Origin of the sequence: Streptomyces sp. NPDC086023 (genome assembly GCF_044540325.1) — a bacterium.
GTDB lineage: Bacteria > Actinomycetota > Actinomycetes > Streptomycetales > Streptomycetaceae > Streptomyces.
In genome coordinates, this window is sequence record NZ_JBITRX010000020.1 from 45,424 (window position 1) to 71,624 (window position 26,201).

At 71.0% G+C, this 26,201-nt stretch carries 20 protein-coding genes and 1 CRISPR repeat array; of the genes, 8 read left to right on the plus strand and 12 right to left on the minus strand.

Going from position 1 to position 26,201, the window contains the following annotated elements; all coding sequences use genetic code 11:
• The first annotated feature begins 58 nt into the window (after positions 1-58).
• Both ACIF6F_RS30435 and ACIF6F_RS30440 read left to right on the plus strand, forming a co-directional pair.
• Positions 59-469: a hypothetical protein gene (locus ACIF6F_RS30435; protein WP_399953986.1), complete on the plus strand. Its 411-nt coding sequence runs from the start codon at positions 59-61 to the stop codon at positions 467-469.
• Complete coding sequence (locus ACIF6F_RS30440) at positions 466-2,070, plus strand: hypothetical protein (RefSeq protein ID WP_399953989.1); 1,605 nt, start codon at positions 466-468, stop codon at positions 2,068-2,070. The genes ACIF6F_RS30435 and ACIF6F_RS30440 overlap by 4 nt, the downstream gene beginning before the upstream one ends.
• A 66-nt stretch (positions 2,071-2,136) precedes the next feature.
• Here ACIF6F_RS30440 and ACIF6F_RS30445 read toward each other — a convergent pair whose 3' ends face one another.
• The 9 genes from ACIF6F_RS30445 to ACIF6F_RS30485 all read right to left on the minus strand — a co-directional run bounded on the left by ACIF6F_RS30445 (position 2,137) and on the right by ACIF6F_RS30485 (position 12,810).
• On the minus strand, positions 2,137-3,255 hold the full coding sequence (locus ACIF6F_RS30445) for an NADAR family protein (protein WP_399953992.1): 1,119 nt from the start codon (positions 3,253-3,255) through the stop codon (positions 2,137-2,139).
• Between the two features lie 222 nt (positions 3,256-3,477).
• Complete coding sequence (locus ACIF6F_RS30450; protein ID WP_399953995.1) at positions 3,478-3,903, minus strand: hypothetical protein; 426 nt, start codon at positions 3,901-3,903, stop codon at positions 3,478-3,480.
• Between the two features lie 85 nt (positions 3,904-3,988).
• On the minus strand, positions 3,989-5,707 hold the full coding sequence (locus ACIF6F_RS30455) for a type IV secretory system conjugative DNA transfer family protein (protein WP_399953998.1): 1,719 nt from the start codon (positions 5,705-5,707) through the stop codon (positions 3,989-3,991).
• 48 nt (positions 5,708-5,755) lie between these two features.
• A complete protein-coding gene (locus tag ACIF6F_RS30460; protein ID WP_399954001.1) occupies positions 5,756-7,315 on the minus strand; it encodes a type VI secretion protein in 1,560 nt (519 codons plus the stop codon).
• Positions 7,315-8,844: an SCO6880 family protein gene (locus ACIF6F_RS30465; RefSeq protein ID WP_399954004.1), complete on the minus strand. Its 1,530-nt coding sequence runs from the start codon at positions 8,842-8,844 to the stop codon at positions 7,315-7,317. The genes ACIF6F_RS30460 and ACIF6F_RS30465 overlap by 1 nt, the downstream gene beginning before the upstream one ends.
• Positions 8,845-8,849: 5 nt before the next feature.
• On the minus strand, positions 8,850-10,847 hold the full coding sequence (locus ACIF6F_RS30470) for a hypothetical protein (RefSeq protein WP_399954007.1): 1,998 nt from the start codon (positions 10,845-10,847) through the stop codon (positions 8,850-8,852).
• Positions 10,837-11,613, minus strand: coding sequence for a hypothetical protein (locus tag ACIF6F_RS30475; protein WP_399954010.1), 777 nt, complete (start codon positions 11,611-11,613; stop codon positions 10,837-10,839). Before ACIF6F_RS30475 ends, ACIF6F_RS30470 begins: the two co-directional genes overlap by 11 nt.
• A complete protein-coding gene (locus tag ACIF6F_RS30480; protein ID WP_399954013.1) occupies positions 11,610-11,912 on the minus strand; it encodes a hypothetical protein in 303 nt (100 codons plus the stop codon). The genes ACIF6F_RS30475 and ACIF6F_RS30480 overlap by 4 nt, the downstream gene beginning before the upstream one ends.
• A gap of 10 nt (positions 11,913-11,922) precedes the next feature.
• The gene (locus ACIF6F_RS30485) at positions 11,923-12,810 is read right to left on the minus strand and encodes a hypothetical protein (RefSeq protein ID WP_399954018.1); all 888 of its coding nucleotides are present in this window, start codon (positions 12,808-12,810) and stop codon (positions 11,923-11,925) included.
• Positions 12,811-13,066: 256 nt separating this feature from the next.
• On the opposite strand from ACIF6F_RS30485, the gene ACIF6F_RS30490 reads away from it, so the two are divergent.
• Positions 13,067-14,227, plus strand: coding sequence for an NlpC/P60 family protein (locus ACIF6F_RS30490; protein ID WP_399954021.1), 1,161 nt, complete (start codon positions 13,067-13,069; stop codon positions 14,225-14,227).
• Positions 14,224-14,781 (plus strand): hypothetical protein, encoded by a 558-nt coding sequence (locus ACIF6F_RS30495; RefSeq protein WP_399954025.1) that lies wholly within the window; start codon positions 14,224-14,226, stop codon positions 14,779-14,781. The genes ACIF6F_RS30490 and ACIF6F_RS30495 overlap by 4 nt, the downstream gene beginning before the upstream one ends.
• A gap of 329 nt (positions 14,782-15,110) precedes the next feature.
• On the opposite strand, the gene ACIF6F_RS30500 is transcribed toward ACIF6F_RS30495, so the two are convergent.
• Both ACIF6F_RS30500 and ACIF6F_RS30505 read right to left on the minus strand, forming a co-directional pair.
• Positions 15,111-15,362 carry a hypothetical protein gene (locus ACIF6F_RS30500; protein ID WP_399954027.1) on the minus strand — a complete coding sequence of 84 codons (252 nt, stop codon included), beginning with the start codon at positions 15,360-15,362 and terminating at the stop codon, positions 15,111-15,113.
• 244 nt (positions 15,363-15,606) lie between these two features.
• Positions 15,607-16,023 carry a hypothetical protein gene (locus ACIF6F_RS30505; RefSeq protein ID WP_399954030.1) on the minus strand — a complete coding sequence of 139 codons (417 nt, stop codon included), beginning with the start codon at positions 16,021-16,023 and terminating at the stop codon, positions 15,607-15,609.
• A 135-nt stretch (positions 16,024-16,158) separates the two neighbouring features.
• Here ACIF6F_RS30505 and ACIF6F_RS30510 point away from each other — a divergent pair, with 135 nt between their 5' ends.
• The 3 genes from ACIF6F_RS30510 (at position 16,159) to ACIF6F_RS30520 (ending at position 18,732) form a co-directional block, all read left to right on the plus strand.
• Positions 16,159-16,545, plus strand: coding sequence for a hypothetical protein (locus tag ACIF6F_RS30510; RefSeq protein ID WP_399954033.1), 387 nt, complete (start codon positions 16,159-16,161; stop codon positions 16,543-16,545).
• 67 nt (positions 16,546-16,612) lie between these two features.
• Complete coding sequence (locus ACIF6F_RS30515) at positions 16,613-18,361, plus strand: FG-GAP repeat domain-containing protein (protein ID WP_399954038.1); 1,749 nt, start codon at positions 16,613-16,615, stop codon at positions 18,359-18,361.
• A gap of 167 nt (positions 18,362-18,528) precedes the next feature.
• Positions 18,529-18,732 carry a hypothetical protein gene (locus tag ACIF6F_RS30520; RefSeq protein WP_399954041.1) on the plus strand — a complete coding sequence of 68 codons (204 nt, stop codon included), beginning with the start codon at positions 18,529-18,531 and terminating at the stop codon, positions 18,730-18,732.
• 68 nt (positions 18,733-18,800) lie between these two features.
• Here the strand turns inward: ACIF6F_RS30520 and ACIF6F_RS30525 are convergent, their stop codons facing one another.
• Positions 18,801-19,727, minus strand: coding sequence for a trypsin-like serine peptidase (locus ACIF6F_RS30525; protein WP_399954044.1), 927 nt, complete (start codon positions 19,725-19,727; stop codon positions 18,801-18,803).
• Between the two features lie 551 nt (positions 19,728-20,278).
• Positions 20,279-22,562: direct repeats of the CRISPR family, unit length 28 nt; unit sequence GGTCCACCCCCGCGTCGGCGGGGAGCAC.
• A 173-nt stretch (positions 22,563-22,735) separates the two neighbouring features.
• Between ACIF6F_RS30525 and cas3 the strand changes: the two genes are divergently transcribed.
• Positions 22,736-25,645, plus strand: a complete 2,910-nt coding sequence (gene cas3, locus ACIF6F_RS30530; RefSeq protein WP_399954231.1) for a CRISPR-associated helicase Cas3' — start codon at positions 22,736-22,738, stop codon at positions 25,643-25,645.
• The last annotated feature ends 556 nt before the right edge of the window (positions 25,646-26,201 follow it).

The window sequence follows — 26,201 nt, forward strand, 5'->3', positions numbered from 1 at the left end:
ATGACCGTCGGTGGGACGATCGCTGGATGCCGGTATTTCGGAAGGGATGGTGAGGGCCGTGTCCGTTCTGGTGAACCTGGGCGGCCAGCTGGAATCGGAGGACACCGCGGTCGCGCTGGCGGCAGTCTGGGAGGTGTTCCACCTGTGCGGCGGGGTCGCCGACGCCGTCGCGTTCGAGGAGGGGAGCGACGAGCTTCAGGCGCTTGTCGCCTCCCAGAAGTGCGCGGCCGCGCGCGATCTGGTGCCGTTGCCCACGACCGGCAGTGCAGTGCCGGTGCCGTTGCCCGGCCCCGGTGTTGACGGGCTCGACCCGTACGTGCGGCTCCTGGCGCAGGTCGAGGAGACACTCGTTCGGCTGGCCGGCACCGCGGACTCCGTGGGCGAGGGCGCGGGGCAGGTGCTTGCGGAGGCGGCGTCGCTTGCGTCCGGGGCCGCGGCCGCGCTGGCGGCGGTGCGGGAGGGGTCGTGACGACGCTCGGGGAGCTGTTCGACGCCGCGGTCGCGCACCTCCGGCGCGTGCCTGAAGTCCCGCTCGCCTCGATGGACCCCGCGGAACGGGTGGCCTGCATCAGCGAGGTCGACTCCTTATTGGAGCAGGTGCACAAGGGGCTGGGGCCGCGCGCGTACACGCCCGTTCCGACGTCGGACGAGCGGCCTCTGACCTGGCCGGAGCAGAGCATGGAGTACCTCCTGGGCCAGGCACGCGCTTCGCTCGGCACCGCACGGTCCCACCTGCGGACTCCGGCGGCGGACGACGCCGGCCCCGCCGGGGACCTGGTACGGGACGCCGCAGTGGCCATCGCCGCGGTACGGGACACCATCGGCAGCCACCTGGGGCCGGACCGGGCGCCGCTCACCCCGTACGCGTATCTGCTGCGGCACCAGTTCGCGTTCGACTACCTGAGCCGCCGCTACTCCGAGGTCGCGTGGAGCACGGCCCGGGTCTGCCATGCCCTGGCCGGCGGGGTCGACCATCCGGTGGCGTACGGGGCCCTGGCACAGGCCCGGCAAGCACTGGAGCGGGCCTCGGTGTTCACGCGGGTGACGACGCGCGACGCCGACATGCACCTGGAGGCCTTCCCGCTGGCCCTCCCCCTCGTACCGGTGCAGGCCACGGCGGAGGACGCCACGAGCGCCGTCCCGGCCCGACTTGCCGAGGACAGTGAGCGGCTGTCGCGGGCCGCGTACGGCGCGCTGCACGACCGGGACGAGCAGCGGCTGAGCGGTGCGGACATCAAGCAGCTCTCGCATTGGATGTCCATCGCCCGGATCCTGACCGGCAGGACGCTCCTGCACGTGGCATCCGACCTGCCGGACGGGCCGGTCGCCGACGGCATGAAGGCGACGGCCCAGGCGTTACGAAGCTCGGCGATGGCGTGGAAGACCGCAGCCGGCGAGTGGCGAAACGTCGTGGACACCGCGGACCCCCGGGAGCACCCCAAACTTCCCCTGCCCGGCTATGACCTGGTCCGCCGGGGCATGGTCGTACGGATGCCGATGCCCGACCCGCATCCGGCAGTGGTCATCTCGCGGACCGCGGCCACCCGCCTCGGGCAGCTCCTCTTCGGGGCGCAGTGGACACCCGAGGCCAAGCCTGGACCACCCCGGCCGGCCGCGGAGATCCTGGCGGACGCCGGAGGCTCGGGCCCGCTAACCGCGGCGCTGTACCGCCTGCCGGCCGCGGGCTGGCAGCTGGCCGCCGCGGCGCCCTGGTCGATCAGGCGGGCGCAGGCGGGCCTGGTGTCCCAGGTCCCCGAGCACCGCCCGCCCGGCCTCGACCCCGCCCAGCGGTTCCATCCCGTGCAGCCCCGGGAGGTGGAAGCCCTGACGAACGCGTACGCCGCTGTGATGACCGCCGAACAGGCCGCTGCGGGCGCCCTGCTGGACACCGCGCGGCGGGCCGGCACCCGGGTCCCGCGGGCGGTGCTGGACGCCGCGGCGCACCGGGCGATCGCGGAGGAGCAGAAGTGGGCGGCCGACCGGCAGACCGAACCCCGGCCGCGGAACCTGCCCCGCGCGTACGTCCCTCAGGAGCTGGTGGTGGGGAGGCGGCCCGGGATGCGCCGGTGATTCCCCTGCCTTTCCAGACTCCCACGATGATCGAGACACTCGACGTACTGGGCGCATCCGTTCCGGTCACAGTCCGGGGGTTCCGGTTCGCCGCACATGTAGTTCGGAGCGAACGAGTTCAAGGAGCCGGCCTGTCCAGTTGCGACCCTGGCCACCGTTGTCGCCCCAGAAGGCCGAACCCATTTCGTCGTAGATCAAGGTGGCGTCGCCCGTGGCCAGAAGGATCTCGGCCAGTTCCGGGTGCTGGCCGTACTTTGCGCGCAACAGGCCGGTCATGACTGCGGTGCGGGCGTGCTCCCAGCCGTCGTGGCACTGTGCCCCCGCCGCGTGCCTGCGTGCCGCGCCGTAGGTGTCCGCCGCCGCGACTGCGGCGCGGTCCTGCGGCCGGGCGATCGACATGGCCCAGTAGGCGTGCGTGACAGATGGATAGGTGGTCTCTCCTACGGTGATTGGGGCGGGGTAGTTGTTGTGCAGGACTCTGTGGGGGTGGGGCTCGGCCGCCGGCGCCTGCGGGAACAAGTGGTAGATGCGGACTGAGGACGCCTGCGGAGCCACCGGTCGGCCGGTCGGGACGCAAGCGTGCCTCTCGGTACTGGGGCGGTGCGAACCGAAGTACGCCAAGGCCTCGTCGTACTGCTCCTGCGTGACCGGCGGCTCCTCCGGAAACAGGTACGTATGGCCTCCGGGCCCTGCCAACAGCATCCGAAGCGGCCAGTCCTTGCGGTCCATGTCACCGAGTACGCGGTAGCGCCGGGGAACTGCCATGAACGCCGTGTGGGCCGCGGCCCGCTTCTCGTCCGTCTGATCGGCAAGGAAGGCGTAGACGGCCTCCATGCAACGGTCGGCCGAGTCGGGCCGCCCGTTCAGCTGGTCAAGGGTGTCACGTACCTCGGCGACGAGCAGATCAGGGGTGATCCCCCTCGCCCCGCTGCATTTCCAATCTGCGAGGTCGTCCGCGGATGCCGAAGCGCCATCCGGAAGCGTGGTGGCCACCCGTCCGGTCTGGAGCCGCTTCTCGAGCCCCTCGACGGTGATCAGGGAACCGCAGCAACCAATGAGTCCGTCGGCATAGATGAAGAGGTCGGTCAGGAGGTGGTGGCCGCCGTTGTTGATGAAGACGGGCCGCCAGGTTCCGGGTATGCGGACTCCGTCCGCGACGCGATGGGTGATTCGGTTGCCGAACATCCCGCGATTGTGTCCCAGCAGTACGCGGAGGCGACCTTGATGGGTCTTCGATCGGTACCGCAGTCGTACACACCCAGACTCGGTGTCCGAGTGGCTTGCTGCGGAGTGGGTGGGGGCGAGCCTGCCTCAGCGCCTCATCCCCTGAGACTCCGCTATCGCGGTGACAAGACGGGCAAAGACGTTCCAGGGCCTGGGTGAATGATCGAGCCCTGGACATACCGGCTATGCAGAGGTGGGGAATCCGGCCGTACGACGCTCCAGTTCGGCGGCCGCCGGGTGGGTGGCGGGGGCCGTGGTCGCGTCCGAGACCGACAGGTAGAGGTGGAAGGCGTCGGCAGCGTCCGGGGGCGGAGGGACGGGTGGTGGGGGTTCCTGGTGGCGGCCTGTTGCGCAGGCGGCCAGGTGGAAGCGCGGGGTGAAGGCGTGGAGGGTGTTGATCCAGTCCGCCTCGGCCAGGGGGCCGGCTGGTGGCTGCTCGGCGGCGTACGTGCGGAGCCAGCCCGCGTACAGGGCCGTGAGGTGCTCGACGACCGCGGGGTGCCGGTACCAGCAGGGCGCGAGCTGGTTGTGGAGTTCGAAGGTGGTGCGCAGCCAGTCGACCCATACCGCGAGTTCGCGCATACGGGCGCGGCGCTCAGGGGGTTCCATGGCCGACCACACCCAGCGCTGAGGTTCTTCCGGTGCCTCTGGGGTCGGGGGCGAGGGCCAGAGGTCGGCCGGGTTGCCGTACGGGTCAGGCACTGGGGGCCTCGTCGGTGGTCGGGACCGGCTTGGTCGGGCCGGCCGGTCCCGAAGGGGGTGCCAGCAGCTTCTTGAGGTCCCGGTCGCGGAAGGTGAGCCGCATGCGGACCTTGACGGGTGGGAGGTTCGTGTACTGGGCGATCGCCGTGAACTCGGGCAGCTGCTGGAGGGAGTGGACCGGCGCGAGGTCGGTCTCGGTGGGCGAGGCGTTGGTGGAGTGCTCGCCCTTGGAGCGGCCGTGGCTGGTCTTCATCACCTCGGTGCGCCCGTACAGCCCGGAGAAGTACCGCAGCGTCTCCAGGTCGCCGCAGCCGGGCAGCAGCATACGCAGGCCGGAGGCGGACAGGACGGTGTTGGCCTTCTGTACGCCGAGCCGGTCCCGGAGCTGCGAGAGGTCGTGCCAGACGGTGAGGACGTCGATGCCGATCGCGCGGCCGGTGGTGAGGACGTTCGGCAGCCGCGGGTAGCGGAGCATGTTGCCGGCCTCGTCCACGAAGAATCCGACCGCCGGGTCGAGGGTGCGGCCGGTGGCGTTGTAGCGGGCCTCGGCCGCGTGGACGGCCGCGGCGATCAGTGCGGTGATGAGGGGGGCGAAGCGCTCGGCGTCGCCCTCCGAGGCCACGACGCAGATGGTGCCGTTCCGGTCGAGCCATTCCTCGAAGGTGAAGTCGGAGCGGGCGCAGGTCTCGCGTACCTCCTCGTCGGCGAAGACCCGGGCCAGGACGTTCAGGCTGAACTGGACGGAGCCGATGCCGTCCTCGTGCAGGCGCAGCCAGGGGGACGCGTAGTCCTCGGCGGCCTCGGTGAGGCCGTGCGCGAGGAGTACGGCGCGTACGTGGTCGACCGCGTCCTTCCCAAGGGAGATCCAGCGGCGCAGGTCCGCGACGCCGCCGCCGGAGAGATGGGCGGCGAGCAGGATGCCCTTGAGGACGCTCTTGGCCTGGTCGATCCACGGTGCGGCCCGCTTGTCGTCGCCGGAGGAGGAGGCCTCGGCCAGCCAGGCGGCCATCCGGTCCGCGGCCTTGGCGTCCGTGCAGTACTCGACCGGCGACCAGTGGTCGGCCGGCCTGCCGGGGATGCCGGCCGGTGCGATGACCCAGACCGGTCCCAGGGCCCGTCGGCGGGCGTGGATGACGTCGAGGTCGGCGGCCTTGGTGGTGGTCATGACCAGGGGGCCCTGCCACTCGGCCGCGTTCGGGAGGACAAGGCCGGTCGTCTTCGAGGAGCCGGGGACGCCGAAGACGGTGGCGGAGATGTTCGGCTGGGCGGCCATGATCCGCTTGGTGCGCATGCCGCGGCCCGCGGTGATCCGGTTGGGGCGCCGGGCCGGGTCCTGGTGGGCCGCCATGAGCTTCTCGGTCCTCGGTCCGCCCCACTGGGCGCCCGACGTGCGGCCGCCCACGTTGAAGGCCTTGAGCACCTTGAGGAGCAGGAGGAAGGCGGTCAGGAGCAGGGCGACGACCAGGCCGTAGAAGAGCCAGGCGGGCGGGGCCGGTTCGTAGACGGTGGCCGGCCCCTTCACCAGGGAGGAGAGCGCGGCGGTGGGGCTGTCCGTGGTGCTGCGGGCCCACCCGCGGCCGGCCAGGACGGAGGCGACCGGTGCGGCCAGCAGGGCCGCGCCGCCCACGACGACCGCCGCGCCCACGCCGTAGGCGAAGAGCAGGTTGTTGTCGTCCAGGCCGGGGGCCGCCTGCCCGGTGCGTTCGGCCACGGAGGTTCCGTCCCTTCGTCGTGTCGGTTCGTCAGGGCCCGGCGAGCGCTAGATGACCATGCGTTCGTCGGTCTCGAAGAGGGCCTGCTCGGTATGGGAGAGGACGAGCTGGACGGCGTGGGAGCCGCCGGCCCGGCCGACCTTCCACAGCGCGCGGCCGCGCTGGGCCGCGCCCCACGAACCGATGAGGTCGCACTCGGCGTCCGTGAGACCGATGGCCTCGCGCGTGATCTGCAGCGGCCGGGTGTCCTGCGCGAGCTGGATGCGGGTCTCGCAGGAGGAGATCAGGTCGCGCGCGATGGCGACGGCCTCGGAGCCTGCGTGCCCGACCGACTCGAAGTCGCTCAGCCGGTGGGTGGCGAGGATCTGTACGGTGCCCGTCGCGCGGGACAGCCGCAGGTCGGCGTCGATCTTCTTGACCATGGCGGAGCCGCCGGCGCGCATCTGCCGCCACAGCTCGTCCCGTACGACGATCCACGGCCGCTGGCCGGGGCGGTCGATGGCGGACTGGGCCCAGGACGAGACGCAGGACAGGACCATGGCGACGGTCTCGTCTCCGTACGGGGCCAGCGCACTGATGTCGACGGACTGGATCGGGGCGTCCCAGTCCAGACCGATGCTGGTCTCCTGGTCGAAGAGGCCGCCGAGGTGGCCGGTGACCATGGCGCCGAGCGAGGAGCGGATCGAGGCCATGGACTCGCGGGCCCGCTGCACCTCCCCGTCGCGGATCCGCAGCTCCCGGGCCATGTCCGCACTCGGGTCGCGCAGCCGGTCGTAGACGAGCGGCAGGGTGGGGGTGCGCAGGGACGTGGTGCCGGACAGCTCCCCGGTGACGTCCCGTACGGCGACATCGAGGGCCTCTTCCTCCTGCGGGAGCAGGGTGCGGCGCAGCTGCAGCTCCAGCAGCGCCTTCAGCAGGGTCAGGCGGCGCCGGTGGATCTCCGTCAGGCGGGACTTGAGCTCGTCGTGATCGGTGATCCGCTCCAGGCCGGCGCCGAGTGGTCCCGCGTCCAGGGGGTTGAGGCGGCCGGAGAGGCCGGGGCCGAGGCGTACGGGCTCCACGCCGAGGTGGCGGCACAGGGGCGCGTACTCCCCCTTGACGTCCCCGGCGATCAGGGTCGGGTGGCCGAGGGCCATCAGCCGGAAGGCCAGGGCCTTGATGTGCGCGGACTTCCCCGAGCCGGGGATGCCGGTGATCATCACGTTCGGGTTGGTGACGAGGCCCTCGCGCACCCAGACGCTCGGGTGTGCGGAGAAGGCCCCGGTCGTCAGGGTGTTGGTGCCGATGTAGACGCCGACGGGCGGCAGGCCGGCCCCGTGCAGGAACGGGTACGCCCCCGCGGCCGCCAGCGTGGTGGCCCGTACGACCTCGGTGCGCGGCACCGAGGCGGCCCGCCCGGCGAACGGGCCGCCCCAGCCGCGCCGGGGCGCCACCCGCATGACGGTCTCCGGGTGCTCCAGCAACTGGGCCTGGCGCTGGTCGCGGGCACTGAGCTGGGCGGGTACGGCGGTTGCGGCGAAGCGGTCGAGGCCGGCGGCCTCCCGGATCCCCGCGGCCTCCGGCAGGTTGTCGCCGGAGGCCTTGCGGCGGCGCAGCAGAGGGGACATCAGAACCCCATCCGTCGGTCGGGCAGGCCCTGGCCCAGCGGCAGCGCGGCCGCGGCGAAGCCGCTGTCCTGGGCGCCCCAGATGCGGCGCAGCTCCAGGCCGGAGGCGGCGGCGTCCGCCTGGATCTCCGCACAGGCCGTCTCCAGCTCCTCGGGGTCGGTCACGGTGACGGCGAGTACGGCCGTCATCCGGACCACGCCCTGGCCGGCCGCCCGTGCCGCGTCCTGGGAGCGGGCGACCATCTCCGCGCGGCGCTCGTCCTCTGACTCGTCCCGGCCCGTCTTGGCGCGCAGCTTGCGGGCGGCGTGCCGCTTGGTGGTCTCCCTGGCCAGCTCCGAACGGGCCCGGCGCGGGCCGAGGGGCTCGTACACCAGGGACATGGAGCGGCGGGCGTTGCGCCGGGGGCGGAGCAGCGGCTGCAGCACGGTGGCGTACACCTCGCTCTGCGGCCAGGTCCGCACCTGGTAGGAGACCGTCCACGCGCCGTCGTGCCGGTAGACGCCCCAGTTGGTCTCGGCGGCCGCCGGGCCGGCGAGCGCGGTGTCGACACCGGACGGCAGGCCGTCCCAGCCGGGCGTGCCGGCCGAGGCGTTGCGGGTGGCGAGCGCGAGCTGGGCCTCGGGATCGTAGGCGGTACGGATCGTCTGGGCGACGCCGCGAGGCGCCAGCCACTCGGTGACCTGGAGGGATGCGCTGGACAGCGCCTGGTGCATGGCGTGCAGTTCGCGGACCAGCACGGCGGCCGCGCCGACCTGGCCGCCGCCCGCGCCCTTGATGGCGAGGCGGGCCCGGGACGCGGCCAGGGTCACCGACAGGTACGTCTCGCGGGCCGAGGCCGACGGGCCGGCCCCCTCCATCACCTCGGTGAGCGCGGTGACCGCGACCGCGGGCGCGCCGGGGCTGATGTGCCGGGCCGTCCACGAGGCCAGGGCCGCCCCGTCGTCGGGCAGACACCGCTGGTGGACGCTGATGCGCGAGACCGGGGAGTCCTCCGTGCAGTACGTACGGAGGAACGCCGCCCACGCACCGACCCGGGCGGCCTGCTGGTCGGTGTCGATCAGGGCCATGCCGGGATAGGTGACGCGGGCGATTGCCGTGTACGTACCGGCGACCGGGTCGTGGACGACGCCGAGCCGGCCGCCGAGCCCGTCCGGGGCCTCCAGGATCCGCAGTCGCGCGAGGGTGCCCGGCAGGTCCATGGGCTGTTCACCGGTGCGCTCGTTGCGGGGCGCGAACGCCCCCGACATGAAGACGTTCTTGTGTGTGGCCACGGCGATCTGATGCCTTACTGCGAGACGGATCCATTCATCGGCGGTCAGGCCCATCACCCGACCCAGGGCGAGCAGGGCCAGAACCGCACTCACGGGCACGCACACCAGCGCGGCCGACCAACTGCCCAGGTTCACGGGCACCAGCAGCAGCAGCGACGCCACCGCGATCAGCGCGAAGCCAGGGCCCGACAGCTGGCCGAACCAGCCCGACTTCTCCGACTGCCAGCCCCCGTACGAGGCCGGTTCCATCTGAGCCATGCGCACTACTCCGGGGACGGGGTCGGGGATGGGGGCGGAGACGGGGACGGGGACGGTGTCGGGGGCCCGGCCGCGGGCTCCGTGCTGCGGAGCGGCGGGGCGGGACGGGGCGGGGGCGGCGCCGTGGGCGCGGCCGGGGGTACGTGGCCGCCGGGCCACTGCATCGGCAGAGGAGCTCCGGCGGGCTGGTCACTCGGGTACGGCTGGAGCACCGGGCCGCCGTCGTGCGTCGGGCGCCGCGGAGCGATGACCACGTGCCGGCCGCCGGCCGCGCCGTGGTCCAGGCCCGCGTGCGCGGCGGTCGAGGACGCCCCGGACTCCAGGGAGTCCTTGCCCGCGGCCGCGAGCTGCAGCCCGAACGTGGCCACGGAGAACGCGCCGACGAGCCCGCCACCCTTGGCCGCCCCGCCCACGGTCGTCCCGCCCACCGCCGCCCCACCTGCCGAAGGCCCGTACAGGCCCGCCTCCTTCTCCAGAGCCCGGGTGTAGGCGCTGCCGCCGCCGACCGCCCCCGCGCCGCCCATCTCGGGCCGGTAGCCGCCGGACAGGGAGGAGGCCGAGGAACCGATCGAGCCCAGGATCCCGGAGGCGATCGAGGAACCGCCGCCGTTGGAGGTGAAGGTCATGAACTTCGCCAGCACCGGCCACGAGAAGCAGGCCAGTACGAAGATGACCAGGCCCACGATCACGTTCTGCACGCCCCTGGACTCGCCCATGGCGAAGAACCCGATGGCGAAGCACAGCGTGATGACCGGCTTCATCAGGATCAGGGCGATCAGCGCGTTGCGGGCCTTCGGCCACCAGTCGCCGGTCGCGTCGCTGATCTGGCCGGCCACGGCGATCGGCATGGAGACGAGCAGGATCATGATTCCCGCCTGGCGGAGCAGGATCTCGACCCACAGCGCGCCGATGGCGACGATGCAGATGACGCCGATCACGATGATCACGCCGACGGCCGCGGTCGTCACCGACTGTCCGGCGATCAGGGCGCCGGCCGCCGTCGCTCCCCCGGCGCCGCCGGAGATCAGGCCGCCGAACATCTTGCCCAGCTGGGTCTGCATCGCCTCCGTGGCGGCCGACTCCCCGGAGCCGCCGTCCTCGAAGGTGAAGTTGATGATCCAGGTGGAGACGTCGTCCGACCAGTCCAGGGCGGTCTGCGCGGCCAGCAGGTAGACGCTGGAGACCACGACGAACTTCCCCAGCCCCGCCAGCGCCGTGGCGCCGGCCTCGCCGCGCTGGGAGATGGACAGCTTCCCGAACTGGATCAGCAGCAGGAAGGCCGCGACCATGAACGACAGCGCGGTGGTGATGCCCAGGGGCTTGCCGATGCCGGTCTGCCCCAGGTCGATCGAGCTGGAGTCGTTGAACAGCTTGGCGAACTCGCCGAGCAGCCACACCACGGACTTGCCGATGTAGTTCGCCGCCTCCTGCAGCGCGTCCGAGGCGATCTCGCTGAACTTGCCCGCGACCCAGTCCAGCGGCCCCGCGCCGTTGAGCGGGTACTTCCCCTCTCCTTCGCGCAGGCAGTCGGAGAAGGGCTTTCCCTTGCCCACGCACCCGGTGAGGAAGGTGTTCAGTTCGTCGTAGTTCCGGGCCCCGTGGTCGACGTTCTCCCGCCACTCCTTCAGCCGCTTGAGCTCGTACGCGAGCTTCGCCTTGGCGTCGCAGTGCTCCTCCGCGGTGCCGTCGGCTCCCTCGCAGATGTCGATCCCGCCGGGGCGCTCGTCGGGCTTGATCTCACGGCAGATCTTGGGGTCGTTGATCCGCTCGATCAGGCAGTAGCGCCCCTTCTTGTCGACACCGACGCGCTCGCCCCCGGACCAGTCCGTGGGGATCGGGTCAGGCGGGCCGACGGAGGCGTGCCATTCGGGTGCGTCCGCCGCGACGGCAGGAGCGGAGCCGGCACCGGACAGGCACAGGAACGTGGCGACCAGCACGACGAGCGCACGGAGGAGCACGGCCGGACGGGCGCGGCCAAGCACGGGCGGGCGGCTAATCGCCATGCCGCACCTGCACCCAGCCGTCGTTCCACGCGTACGGCGAGTCGGGGTCGTAGGCCACGGGGAACGACTCCTGCTTGACGTACTCCGGCTGGTTGGTCAGCCGCCAGGCCCCGTCCTGCCAGCGCAGGAAGAGGTTGGTCGTCTCCCCCCGCAGCGGGTCCTTGTCCGGGGCGCCGTCCGGGCCGGTCGCGAACCGGTCGTAGGACATCCAGATCTCCACGACGTCCCCGAGTTCCTCGCCGGGAACGTCCATCGAGCTGGGGCGAACCGCGTGGACCGAGGTGCTGAAGAGGATCCCGGACGTGCCGCCGGAGGGCGGCAGCCCGAGGCGCTCGCGGAAGGCGCGGATCTCCGAGACCTGCTCGTCGACGTAGCCGGTGGCGTCCGGGGAGACCACCGCGTTCAGCTGCTGGCGGGCCTTCCGGTCGTCCAGCCAGGCGTACTCCTCCCACCAGTACACCGCCGCGCTGATCGCCCCCCGCGGCGTGTGCTCGAACCCCACCGCCACACCGTCCTTGTGGTCCTTCGGCGAGTCCAGCGTGATCTTCTTGGCCCGGGCCGGCGTCATCGGCGGCTTCCCCGGCGAGGCCTTGGGCGGAGCACTCACGGACGGTTTGGCGTCGCCCGCAGGCCGGTCGCTGCCATCGCCGTCACCGAGGAGCGTCGCGGCCGCGTACCCGCCGCCGGCGAGGAGCGCCGCAGCCAGCAGCCCCAGTCCCGCGAGCGTCATCCGTGCCCGGCGGGCCGGCTGCGCCTGCCGGCTCACGACTTGCCCGCTGTGAGGTTGTAGGCCATCAGGATCAGTGCCGACGTCGCCCCGATCCCGCCCGCGCCGATCAGCGAGAACAGCACACCGGTCTTCCCGCGCGCTGCCCACTGCGCGTTCTGCGAGTTCTGCCCGACGGCGATGGCGGCCCAGGAGAGGAGCCCGCCGAGCACGGCCATGGCAAGCCCCAGCCCGGCGGCCCATCCGAGGATGCTGGTCACCGTGTTGTTCAGCTGGGACGGCACGGACGGCGTGAACTTCGGCACGGGGTCGGCCAGCACGACGTCGGAGATACGCATCGGACACCTCTCAGGCAGGGAACGGAAGGGGTACGGACGACGCCGCGAGCGGTACGGGCTGCGCCGCAGCCGGCAGTGGGTCGCCCCACGCGTCATGAGCGGTGGAGAGCACGGCGGCCGCGAGCTGCGCAGCCGCCTGCTGGGTACGGGGCTGGACGCGGCCGGCCCGCAGGCCGCTGCCGCGGACCCCGCTGTCGCAGGGCAGGTGCACGACGGCGGCCGTCCGGCCGGAGAGCATCGTGGCCGCCGCCCGTACGACGGCGGGCGGCCGTCCCTCACCCGTGGCGACGAGGGCGGCGACGGCACGGTGCAGTGCCAGCCCCTCGGCGGACATCGCCATGACCGCCTGCTGCAGCGCCTGCACCCCCTCGGCCGACGCGGCCGCGCACAGCACCGGCACCGCGTACGGCACCTCGAACCAGCCACGCGCGCGGCCGGTCGTACCGGCGCAACGGGCCGTCAGAAGGTCCTGGGCCAGGGGGAAGACACTGTCCACGACGGCGGCCTGCCAGCCCCCGACCGCAGCCAGCTGGTGCCAGGCGGCCGGCTCGGAAGGCAGGTCGAGGGGCTGGGCCGTCCACTCCCGCACGTCGGTGAGCGCCTGCCAGGGCACGGGTCCGCCCATGACCGCGCACGCGGCCCGGACCGCGCCCCTGGACAACGGCTGGGCCGGCGGCAGTGCACTCAGACCCCCACCCGGCTCGCCGACCCACCCGGGCCACGGCGACGCGAGACGGGGCCCGGTGTCGAGCACCACCGTGTCGGCCGCGTGCGCCAGTTCGGCGGCCAGCAGGTACGACACGGTGGACCGGCCCGCGCCGCCGGTCGCCGCGAGGACGGGCACCATCAGCCGCGCGTCGCGCGGCAGCGGAGCCAGTAAGCCGGACCGCTTCCCCATCGAACCCCCCAAGCACAGCAAAGCTTTGCTTACGTGAATCCTATGCGCAAGAATGGTGCCACATCAAACGCAGAGGCACCTTACACGCACCACCCCAGCGCATATGAGCAGATAATCAACAGCAGCGCCGATGAGCAGTGATGGCGTAGTGTCACGGACCGCAAGCCAGAGGTGAGCACGCTCACTTCTGGCCAGCATGACCGAAGCAAGTGGTTTGGTAGAGCAAAGTCGACTGATCGCCAAGGAACTGCCCCGGATGTCCGACGGGGCACGGCGGGGGGCTGGAGTGCAGGCGAAGCGCTGGATCACGGCGGTCGCGGCGGGGGCCGTCGCCACGCCGGCCGCGTTAGGGCTGGGCGTGGTGATGCTGGTGGCCACGCTCGCCCAGGACCGCGACGACGGCGGCAGCGGCTCGTGGCCGACCGGCAGCACGCTCCGGGTAGGGGGACGGAACGGAGTCCCCGCCGCGTACGCACCGCTCATCCTCAAGGCCGCGGCCGCCTGCCCGGAAGGGCTGCAACCCTCGATCCTCGCCGCCCAGCTCTGGGCCGAGTCCAACTTCGACCCCGGGGCCGTTTCCCACGACCCGGCCGGGCGTCCGATCGCCTACGGCATCGCGCAGTTCATACCCTCCACCTGGAAAACGGCCGGCGTCGACGGTGACGGAGACGGGGTCAGGGACGTGATGAACCCGGCCGACGCCATCCCCGCCCAGGGCGGAATGATGTGCAAGCTCCTCAAGAGCGGGAAGTCGCACCCGCAGTACAACGGCTCCCCCATCGAACTGGCCCTGGCCGGCTACAACGCCGGATGGGGCAGGGTCGACCAGTTCAAGGGCGTGCCGCCGCGCTCCTTCGCGGGCGGGGAAACGTACGACTACGTACAGAAGATCCTCGAACGCTCCGTCATCTACACCGCGCCCGCCGAAGGCGGAGCCGTCGATCTCCCCGAGGGCTACGCCCTCCCGGCCGGCACTCCGCCGCAGGTCCGCACAGCCGTTGCGTGGGCCCTCGCCCAGAAGGGCGGCTGGTACAGACTGGGCGGCGACTGCACCAGGGCACACGGCACCGACCCCGCCCACTGGTGCGACTGCAGCTCGCTCATGCAGAACGCCTACCGCGCCGCCGGAATCGACATCCCCCGCACCACCTTCGTGCAGATCAAGCTCCCGCACGCGGTGCCGTTCGACAAGGTCAAGCCCGGCGACCTGGTCTTCAACCCCGGCAGCGACGGCAACGAGTCCGCCCCTGGCCATGTCGGCATGTTCATCGGCGCCACCGCCGCCGAGCCGGAAGGCTGGATCATCGAAGCCCCGCGCACCGGCGTCCGCACGCGCGTCGTGAAGTACAGCAGCTGGCGGCACTCCACGAGCTACCAGACCAAGGTGGTCGGCGTCCGACGGGTGGTGGACTGGTGACCGCAACGAGCACCCCGCAGGAGACCCCCGTGGACCAGGACCCGCTGTACCGCCCATGGGGCACCGTCACCCCCGAATCCTGGACCGGCACCCCCGCCCCCACGACCGAGGACACCGCAGAGGCCGAGCCGCTCGACGTACCCGGACGCCTCGCCCGGATCCACGAGGCGGCCACCGCGGGCGAACCCGAAAAGGCACTACTCCTCGCCGAGGAACTCGACACCGCCAGCACGGCGGCGCACGGCGAACTGCACCTCGCCACCATCCAGGTACGCGAGATCCGGGGCTACCTCACCGACCTGGCCGGCCACCCGGACACAGCCCTGGCCTGGTACCTGCACACGGCCCGCCTGCGCTCCCGGCTCCACGGCCCCCACGCGGAGGACACCGACCAGGCCGTCCGACGCGCGTACAGCCTGTGGCGCCACATGCCCGCCCCCCAGGCCCGAGCCACAGCGGAAGCCCTGCTCGCAACCATCACGGAGATCCAGGGCGAAAACGCCCTGGCCACCCGCTGGACCCGCCGCCGCATCACCGAGCTCTCGTCTGCCTGAGGAAACCACCTGCGCCGGGGTTACGGCCCGCACACACGGCGGCCGATGGCCGTGGTGCAGTAGCTGCCGGACTACCGAACGTCGACGTGGTCCTCGCGGCCCCGAGCTGCGAAGTGCTTCTCGTCGGTGTCGGTGTAGCCCACTGCCAGGGCCGCCTACCCGCGACGCTCCACCGATAACACGCCCAGTTGCTGAAGCCGCGACAATACCTTCGCCCCGGCCGTCGGCGAGCACCAGCAGCCGCCCCTCCCTCGCCGCAGGATGTCCCCGGGATGTTTCCACGCCTGAACACAGATGCAGCCAGCCCCTGGAGTTCGAAGACAGCACCATCAGCAGCAGCCCGAGCCGGTCGGTTGCCGCACCGCGACCCGTGCGGTCCGCGAGTAACCCAGCCGGAGTGATCCGGTCGTCCTGTGGACCCAGCCCGGCGCGAACAGCGTCTCAACGAGTTTCAGGAGCACGATCAGCTCCACCCGCGTTAACGTCAGGACGCGCCGACGGTCCCGCAGCGCTGCGCCCGGCATCGGGATCACCCAGCACTCCAGGCCCGTCACATGGCTGCGATGGCCGCCATTGCTCATGGCCCACGGCGACCATCTCATCGGGAGGGGAGAGCAAGATTCGTGAGGGCTTGAGTGGGTGAGGGGCCCCAATGCTTGGACCTACCTCCGGTAGGACAAGTGCGGCCCGACTGCTCAGTTATCCCTTATATTGCTCGATTGCCGGGCGGGGACAGTAACGTAGAGTCCCCGCCCGGTCTCGTCACTCAGAGAGTGATCGGGCACTTTGAGATCCAGGGAACCCAACCCGGATCAATCAGATTCCCTACCCTGCCGTAAAGCCGTGCAGCTGTGGATGATAAATGGGCCTGCCACAAGTGAGAATTTCCTTCATTGCGCTGCGGAATGCTGCGTGATCTAGATCATGCGGCGCAATGTTGAAAGAAACCTCTGCATCAGAAAGACCGAGGACTTCGGCTGTCCTCTCCGAAAATAGAACAGTGAATGTGCTCTCTGAAATCACGGCCCTTCGCACTCCGCCGAAGCTTGTTCTCCCTTCGGAGTCCGTGACGCAGTAGGACTCCCCTTCGGGCCAATTGCTGACCTCGGCGTAGTTGTTGTGGCGCAGGTCCGCCATGAAGATGACATCGCGATTTTCGTCTTCAATGAAGTCGCCCATCCCGATCATGACAAGAGGTGGGGTGTTCTCGATGGAAACGTCTCGTACGGTGATTTGGATCATTGTTGTTACTCTTAACTATCCGGTCCGCGCCACCAGAAATGCTTTCCGGCGTCGTCTTTCCACTGGTAGACCCAGGTTGTATTTATACTCGCTCGTGACGAGACGAGTAAGGACCTCATCATCTTCCCCGGAGAGATGAGCTCTAGCGGCGTGTTCAGCCTCGACTTCGACCGCAAGGCCGTTTACGGAAACAGCGGCTGGCACAAGGGCAGCCGGCCCCTCCTGACGTCCGTCGGCAACGCACATGGTCAGGTCAAGACCTTCCCAGACTCGATCGACGGAGCCGCCATCTCCTACAAGGGCTTCGTCCCCACACCGGGAGAGACTCCCGGTGACCTCTGGGCAACCACACCCGCCGACCCCGACTTGGTGATCAACTACGTCACCAGCAGCGGGACGGCACGCAGCACCACCTGCCCCACCGGCTGCCTGCTCTTCTACCCCGGCGGCGAGACCACCCACCGCTCTCCCCAACTGGTAGGCACCTCCTCCTGGACCAGCGCAATCACCGGAATCTTCTGATCCGACCGCACGCATCACGACGCCCCCGGCCCTCGGGCCGGGGGCTGCTTTCAACGGAGTTACCACCTTGCGTACGCACTTCCGGCGTGCGGCGGCGATCGCCACCGCTGCCGCCTTCACCGCTGCCCCCTTGGCCTTCACCCCTACAGCGCTGGCAGCCGAGGAACCACTCGTACTCGCGACCCAGGACGCGGTGGCCGCGCCCGACAGTTCCTGGTTGGCCGAGCCCGAGCAGGTGTCCGGCCTCAACCGCAGCGGCCACATGGTCTTCGCACTGTCCACCGCAGCGCTGAACGGAACGGTTACGGAGGAGGACGCGGACCTGCCGGACGCGTTCGACCTGCATTACAACGACTGCACCACCCCGGCTGGTACCCACGGCGTGTACGTCTGCGAGCGCGGCCCGCTCCATCAGGGCTACAGCAAGCTCAGCTTCTGGATCACCAAGGCCGCCTCCGACACGACGGTCCACTGGGCGTACGCCTGGGTCCCGGCCGGCGGCGACATCGCCGAAGCGGTGCGCTACGTGCAGAAGTCCGAGACCGTGCCCGAGGACACCACCCGCGGCCACGCACTCCTCACGGTCGTCACCAAGGCCACGGCCGCCGCCCGCAACACCGTCGCCTTCGACACCCCGGCAGTCCCGGCAGGCCGCTCCGCACGCCACCGGATACGCATCCACGCCACCGACCCCGGCAACGTGTACACCTACTTCCTGCCTGCTCCCGGGCAGCCCACCTGGCGCGGGGACCAGGCGCTCATCACCAACCTGAGCACCAGCCCCGGCATCTCGTGCACGGTCGCCTCCCGCACCCTCATGCGGGGCAGCAACAACCTCCAGTGCACGGCAGCCACTGGCGACCACACCATCGAGTACACGCTGAGCGCCCCGGCCGGCATGGACGCCTGGCGGCTGGACACTCACGTCATCCACGACATCTACAACTACGCCCGCTACGGCAGCGCCCTGGACCGCAAGGCCACCTTCACCGCGGGCACGGGCGCTCTCCACCTGCGCCACCAACTGCTCGCCCGGGACACTGCGGGCTACCTGTACCGCCTCAACGGCACGGGCAAGCCGGCCACCCCCTTCTCCCCTCGCAGCCCGATCGGCCCCGGCTGGCAGGCGTACAACCAGCTGACCAAGCTCAGCCCCGTGACGGAGGACGTCGACTACGCCGACGGAGCCCCGGCGGGCGCGCTGCGAAACCACGGCGACCTCGTCGCCCGGGATGCGAGCGGCACTCTCTGGTACTACCAGCGCCAGTTCATCTACGAACCGGCCAAGATGTACAAGGCCCGTACCAAGGTCGGCACCGGCTGGAACACGTACACGCTCCTCGCCGGGGCCGGCGACGTCAGTGGCGACAAGCTGCCCGACCTCCTCACCCGCGACGGCAGCGGCGTGCTGTGGCTGCACAAGGGAACCGGCAAGGCCACCAGCCCGTTCACCACGCGCACCAAGGTCGGCGGAGGCTGGAACACCTACAACAAGATCCTCGGCGGCGCCGACCTCACCGGCGACCGCAGGCCCGACCTCGTCGCCCGCGACACCTCGGGCACGCTGTGGCTCTACAAGGGCACCGGCCAGAGCTCGACTCCCTTCACCACCCGCACCAAGATCGGCGGAGGCTGGCAGGCGTACAACGCGCTCACCGTCGTCGGCGACGTCACTGACAACGGCAAGGCCGACCTGCTGGCCCGTGACGCCACGGGCGCCCTGTGGCTCTACAAGGGCAGCGGCCTGTCCTCCGCCCCCTTCGCCGCCCGAACGAAGATCAGCACCGGCTGGCAGGGCTACAACAGCCTCGTGTGAACCAGGACAGGACCCGATCCGGCCGAAATCCCGGTCAGGCCGGTGTACTGGTCGGTCGCAGCCTCCCTGGCCGGGCGGAGCGGGCCCTATCCTCACGTCATGTCCATCGCGAGGAGAGCCCGATGAGGATGACCGGACGCGGCTGGTTATGGACCGGCGCGCTGCTCGTGGCCGTCACCGCCGCCGGGAGCGCGGCGTACGCGGCCGTCGCGACGTCGCCCGGCGAAGCGGTGGTCGTGACGGAGGACGGGAACGTCGCCGAGTCCGAGAACACCGAGCCGGCCGGGAGTACCGAGTCGTACTGGACCCCCGAGCGCGTACGGGAGGCGAACCGGAACCCGGCCGAGATGCCGAACCCGGTGGTCCCGTAGCTGAACTCACGGCCCCTCACCCATGTCCGGGTGAGGGGCCGTGGTGCGTTCCGCGGGGAGGGGTGGGGTCAGCGGCCGGCGGTGTTGATGACGGCCTTGGCGAGGGTGGTGTGCTCGGAGGAGTACAGGCTCAGGTCCCGGTAGGCACCGCTGGTGCTGACGTTGCGGTGGCTGTTCGCTCCGACGATCTGCGGGTTGGACGCGATGCCGATGACCTGCGGGCCCCCTGAGGCACCGCGGCCCATGTCGCAGGCCATCCGGAGTCGGTTGTCACGCGGGTTGAAGCGGCTGGCGTCGGTGGTGTTGCCGCGGCAGTACATCATGTACTCGCCGGCGGCGAAGTCCCGGTCGGGGCGGTTGTAGCCGGCGTAGGGGTAGCCGGCCGCCTGCACGTTGGAGTGGTTCGGGCCACCGCCGAACCGGTAGCCGTAGGCGCCGATCTTGTCCTGGATGTTGCCGTAGGTGCGGTGGCGCCTGAGGACGATCGCCCCCAGGTCCGACCAGCGCACGTCGCCGGAGTCGATGTACTCCTGGGGCACGTAGGCTCGCGCGTACTCCCACAGGTCCCACGGCCGCTGGCCGTTCTTGTACGCGGGCAGGAAGGCGAAGTTCTTCCTGAACCGCTTGTTCTTCCGGTCGTACACGCAGTGCCCCGCGGTCCAGACGGTGTTCTTGTTGTTCGACACGATGACCGCGGCCGAGCAGGCGCCCCCGGCGTACAGGAGCTTGCCGGTCACCACGTTGGGCCATGCCGAGGAGTACTTCACCCGCTGCGACCGTGACACCGCCGTCACCCCCGAGACCTCCCCCGAGCCGGCCTTCGGCCCGACCGCGTCAGCGGACAGCACACCTTGCGGGGCGCCGTCCGGCCGCGGCTGCCCGCTGCCGGTGCTCGCGGACGCGGCGGGGAGATCCGCCGGATGAGCCAGGGCCCGCCGGATCCGCTCAGGCGTCCACCACGCCTCCAGCCCGCCCGGCGCCTGTTCGTTGTGCATCACCGCAACCGCGGACGGCTCGCTCCCGGCTGCGGCGGCCGCCCCTGGAGCGCCCAGCAGACCCAGCCCGACCACCGCTGCCGCTAAGGCTCCTGATACTCGGAGCCTCACGGAAAGACGTCGATACGACACGCCATACCCCCCTTTGATCGTGTTACGTACGAGATCAGTCCTGCCGCACCCCGGGACTCAAACACGTGTACGGGGGCGAGTGCGAGAGCCTTTTCGGACGCCGCGACCTCCAGTGGTTCGGCTCCGGCGTGGGACCAGGTCGAGCAGCTCGCCGACGATCACCTGTACGGGTGGACCACAGCGGCAGGGGTTCCTCGTTGGGCGGCAGGCGCCAGCCGAGTGCGGGCCGTGCGGGGGCGCAAGGCTCGCCGGAGGCGACCGCGAAGCGGCTCGGCCTTGCGCCCCCGCACGGGCTGCGCTCCCCTTGGGTGCCGCCCGACGAGGAACCCCTGCCGTTCCCCTCCTCCGCAGGGTGGCCGGGGGTGCGGGGGCGGAGCCCCCGCGCACTGACCTTCACCCGACTCGCGCTGGGCGGTGATCCGGCCCCGCTCGCGTCGGCGGGGAGCACATGCGGCCGCGTACGGCGGAAGCCGCCATCGGTCTACCCCCGCGACGGCGGGGAGCACTTCCTCGGGCTCGACGTCCCGGATCCGATCACCGGTCCATCCCCGCGTCGGCGGGGAGCACTGGAAGCGACCGGTCGGGACCCCCTGTCCCTCCGGTCCACCCCCGCGTCGGCGGGGAGCACGACATCGTCGAGGACGTCGGGTTCCCAGGCGGCGGTCCACCCCCGCGTCGGCGGGGAGCACTTCGGCGGCGTCGCGGGACTCAACCGCTCCGGCGGTCCACCCCCGCGTCGGCGGGGAGCACTTGGTGGTGGTGCGCCACCTCTGCGCCAGCTCCGGTCCACCCCCGCGTCGGCGGGGAGCACACCTCCGCAGTCAGCCGGTCACGCATGGTCGGCGGTCCACCCCCGCGTCGGCGGGGAGCACCTCCACGGTCGCCCAGCAGACCCGTACGCGCCCGGTCCACCCCCGCGTCGGCGGGGAGCACAGGTCGCTGGGCGTCTTCGCGCCCGACGAAGTCGGTCCACCCCCGCGTCGGCGGGGAGCACCCGACGTGGATGTCCGGGGGGAGGTCGTGGACCGGTCCACCCCCGCGTCGGCGGGGAGCACAGGTCGCTGGGCGTCTTCGCGCCCGACGAAGTCGGTCCACCCCCGCGTCGGCGGGGAGCACCCCGCCGACTTCGGCGTGATGCTGGTGGAACTCGGTCCACCCCCGCGTCGGCGGGGAGCACGCGCCTGGGTCACCCACGCCACGTACACACAGCGGTCCACCCCCGCGTCGGCGGGGAGCACAACCCCGGCGGCGACGAGCATGGATGCGGCGGCGGTCCACCCCCGCGTCGGCGGGGAGCACGGATGTCCGTCGGCATCGTCTCCACGATCAGCCGGTCCACCCCCGCGTCGGCGGGGAGCACTCAACCCCGGCGGTTTCCTCCGGGGCGTGCGCCGGTCCACCCCCGCGTCGGCGGGGAGCACAACAACCGCGCGGGTCAGTCCTCGGTCCCGACCGGTCCACCCCCGCGTCGGCGGGGAGCACATCGACCTGGATGGCACCCCGCCCAGGTTCGCCGGTCCACCCCCGCGTCGGCGGGGAGCACGTGTGTTCTCATGGTGGGTCGTTATTGGGGTGCGGTCCACCCCCGCGTCGGCGGGGAGCACTGCACGCGCTGGTTCTTCGCGAACGCACCGTTCGGTCCACCCCCGCGTCGGCGGGGAGCACCGGCAGAACTCCGGCATCAGGATCCGCTCGGCCGGTCCACCCCCGCGTCGGCGGGGAGCACTGCTGCTACCGATGCGGAGCTGATCAAGCCGACGGTCCACCCCCGCGTCGGCGGGGAGCACCTGAACGTTCTCTGGAAGTCGTCGGTGAACGGCGGTCCACCCCCGCGTCGGCGGGGAGCACGCGGGCTTCGCCCCCCTCATCACGCCACCGCCTGGTCCACCCCCGCGTCGGCGGGGAGCACTGGACAGCCTCGATCGTTCCGGACGGCCAAGACGGTCCACCCCCGCGTCGGCGGGGAGCACACGCCCTCACCGCCGAAGAGGCGGAGGCCGCGCTGGTCCACCCCCGCGTCGGCGGGGAGCACTTCCACCGTCCCACGGGGGACACCTGGGGACACGGTCCACCCCCGCGTCGGCGGGGAGCACGACACCCTCGCCGCCGACATCCAGCGGCCGGCCGGTCCACCCCCGCGTCGGCGGGGAGCACTTCGTCGCGAGCCGGTGAATCAGGGTGCGGGACGGTCCACCCCCGCGTCGGCGGGGAGCACTCGGTCGAGTCGCCCCAAGCGTTCGCGTACACCGGTCCACCCCCGCGTCGGCGGGGAGCACACCCAGACCGGGACCAACCCCCTACGCAAGCCCGGTCCACCCCCGCGTCGGCGGGGAGCACGATCTGCATCATCTGACTCGTTTCGCCGCCGGCGGTCCACCCCCGCATCGGCGGGGAGCACATCGGCCGGGCCGCCGGAGGCTCGGCACCCGTCGGTCCACCCCCGCGTCGGCGGGGAGCACTCGCACTTCGGCCGGCTCGGGGTGGGGGTGTCCGGTCCACCCCCGCGTCGGCGGGGAGCACTGCGTATCAACCGCGTGCTGTACGACAAGGGCCGGTCCACCCCCGCGTCGGCGGGGAGCACCCGAAGGTGTGGGAGTTCAACCTGCGCTACCGCGGTCCACCCCCGCGTCGGCGGGGAGCACATCGAGTACGACACGGCCTTCGTCGGGGACGGCGGTCCACCCCCGCGTCGGCGGGGAGCACACTTTGCGACCTGCACCGTTCTAGTCGGTTTGCAATTTCTTTACCTCGCCTTGCAGGGAGGAGATCGGGTCCATGCGTGAACTCTAACTGTGCTTGGAATCAAGCACGTTGGCTTGGGTTGCGTGGCACAGTGCAGGTGGTTCGTTCCGGCAATCGAGGGGTGGTCCTGCGTGATGCCGAATCCGCGGCTGGATCCTGATCAGTCGTTGTGGGGGAAGGCCCGGGGGCTCGATGAGGCGTTGCCGCCCTATCCGTTGGTGCGGCATCTGTTGGATGCCGCGGCGGTGGCGTTGTTCCTGTGGGACAGGTACCTGTCCGAGAGCCAGCGTCGTTGCATCGCTGCGGGCCTCGGGTTGCCTGATGACCCGGGCCGGGCGCGCTTGCTGGTGGGGCTGTGTGCGGGGCTGCATGACCTCGGGAAGGTGTCAGGTTTTCAGTTCTGCAATGAGCGGGCCGCTGGGGGCTTGAGTGCTGGGCTGGTAGGTGATCAGGGGCGGATCGGGTTCGAGCGGTTTCGGCATGACGTGGCCGGGATGCGGGCCGTGCCGGCTGTCCTGGCCGTGCTGGGTGGGGGGCCGGGCGGTCTGACGGAGGAGGAGCTGGAGGCGGTCAACCGGATCGCCGAGGTGGTGGGTGGCCATCACGGTTGCTTCCACCGGTTCGAGGATGTGTACGCAGGTCCCGCGTACCAGGACCTGCTGGGCGGGACGACCTGGGCCGAGCAGCGCCTCGCCCACGCCGGTGCGGTGTTCGATCTCCTGGGCGCTCCGCGGCTGCCCGAGGACTTCGGGGTGTCGTCGGCCGTGCTGGTGACGGGGGTGGTGATCCTGGCGGACTGGTTGGTGAGCCAGGAGAGCTACCTCCTGCGGCGGCAGCGGTCACTCGAACCGGGGCTGAAGGAGCACTTCGCCAGGTCGTGTCGGGACGCCGAGCAGCTGGTGAGGGAAGCGGGGCTGCTGCCCGTGGCGCTGAAGCGGAAGGGTTTCGCGGAGGCGTACGGCATCGGTGCGGGGCCGAATGCGTTGCAGGGGTCGCTGGCCTCGGAAATGGAAGAGGCGCTGTCGAGGGCACGCCGGAGCACGGAGTGGGGGCGAGGGGCCGGGATCGTGGTGGCGACGGCGGCTCCGGGCGATGGCAAGACGGAGGCGGCGCTGGAAGCGGAGCGGGTGTTCGCGCGGCATTTCGGCACGCGTGGTTTCGCCTTCCTATTGCCGACGATGGCGACCAGTGACCAGATGCATGCGCGCGTGGCCGGGGTTCTGGCACGGCAAGAAGGTGCGGGGGCCGGGCTGACGTTGACGCACAGCATGGCCTGGCTGAGTACCGCGTACGCAGAGGACGACGCTTCGGACGGGGGCGATCGTGTACTGGTGTGTGACGGGGCCGAGGAAGGTGACGGCGAGACCGCTCGGCACCAGGCGGAGATGAGGCCGGCGCGATGGTTGCGTGGTGCCAAGCGGCCGTTGTTGGCGCAGTACGCGGTGGGCACGATCGACCAGGCGTTGCTGGCGGTGCTGCCGGTTCGGCACAACGCACTGCGGTTGCTGGCGTTGTCGGGGAAGACGTTCATCGTGGACGAGGCGCATGCCTACGACCCGTACATGCAGGTGCTCCTTGGTCGTCTGCTCAACTGGCTGGGCGCCTTCGGGGCGCCAGTGGTGCTGCTGTCGGCGACGTTGCCGTCGTCGGTGAGTGACCGGCTGGTCAGGGAGTACCTGAAGGGTGTCCCGACGCGGATCGGCGAGGATCGCCGTCGGCGGAAGGCGTTGGTGCGGCAGAACTTCGGTGTGCCGTATCCGGGCTGGCTGTACGTCGACGGCTCGACCGGGGAATGCACGCGGATCGGTGAAGCGAAGCGGCAGGAGCAGGCCCGACAGCGGCACATGCGGTTGAAGGTGCAGGTGGAGCCGGTGGCCGCCGCGGTCGGGCGGGACGGGGAGGCGCGGCTCGCGGTGATCAAGAGGGTGCTCTCCCCGGTGCTGGAGGGCGGTGAGGGCTGCGCGCTGGTGGTGTGCAACACGGTGGCCGAGGCCCAGGAGACCTTCACGCATCTGCAGGCAGTGGCGTCCGCAGGAGGTCCCCCGGTCGACCTTCAGCTGCTGCATGCGCGGTTTCCCGGGGACGTGCGGGAGGCGCGGACCCGGCTCGTCACGTCGGGCATGGGCAGGTCGGGTCCGCGTCCCGTCCGGCGGGTGATCGTGGCGACGCAGGTGGTGGAGCAGTCGCTGGATCTCGATGCGGACGTGGTGGTCAGTGACCTGGCCCCGCTGGCGTTGTTACTGCAGCGGGCGGGCCGCTGCTGGAGACACGAGACATGGTGGCAAGCCCACGGCCGCCCTGGCGGACGGGAGCGGCCTGCCTGGGCGGCTGCCGAGGGGCCGCGTCTCGTTGTGCTGGACCCGGTGGCCGGGGGTGGGGCAGTTCCGAAGCGGTGGCTCGGCGTGTACCACGAGGCCCTGCTGACGGAGACGTCCGAGGTGCTGGCCGAGCGCGAGGGGAAGTGGATCGCCTTGCCCGAGGACGTCCAGGAGCTTGTCGAACGGGTCCATGGAGACCGGCCGGACCGGTTTTCCTGGGCGGATCCAGTGGAGTCGGCGATGTGGACGGCGTACCTGGGCGAGGAGGCCGCCCAGCGGGCCGCGGGGAACTTCGTTGTCGTGCCGCAGCCCGAGATGGTGCCCGCGCTCCATGAGCTGCATCGCGACGGCCAATGGGAGGAGTGGGACGCGACGACGAGGCTGGGTGCGGATTCGGTGCGTCTACTGTGCGTGTACGTCCATGAGGGCGGCCGCGCGACGCTCGACGCCCAGGGCCAGGTGCCACTGCCGGCCGCGGGTACCGGGGGTCGGCCGACGGTGTCGGAGGTCCGGCAGGTGATGGGGCGCACGATCCCCGTCAGCGCAGACTGGTTCCGCGACGCGAGGGATGCAAATCTTGGCGTTCCGGCCGCCTGGGCAGAGCATCCGATGCTCGGCGAGCTGCTGGTCCTGCGACAGCCCGTGCGCGACGGTGTGGTGGGCAGGGTGGCCATTGGCCGCCACGAGATCTGGCTGGACGACGAACTCGGCCTGTGCCACCAGTGAACGCGGGCACAGGTGAGCGCAGGGCACCCCCACTTCGGCGGGGAGAGCGACACGGCATCGGCCGGCGGCGTGCCGTCTAGCGGAACACCCCCACGCAGGTGGGGACTGTCAGTCCTGCGTCCTAATGTGCCGGACGCCCCGGCTTGCGGGCCGGGTGGTCAGGCCAGACGGTGGTGAGCTGCTGCGGCAAGCAGGAGCAACGCGCAGCACGCGGCTGTGACCGTGGTGTCCGGCCTGCTCTGAAGGATGACGATGATCACCGCGATGATGAGCATGCTTGTCGAGCGAGGCTTGTTGTGGCGGGGCAGTCGGGCGTCGCGTTCTCGGCTCAACTCAGGCTCCTGAAGAAGGTCCGTGGGCGTCTCGTCGTTCTGCGGTCGTCGACGTTGCGATTTCACCGTAGGAGCGGTGACGGCCGCAAGGCGGCACGAGTGTTCGGAAATTCGGCAGGCAGGGTGCCTTCTAGCTTGGGAGAGCGGCGCCCTGGCAGGTTGCCGCGGTAGGGGCCGGCGAACACTGCACGGTCTCAGCTCACCTGCCAGGCATCCTGACCTGC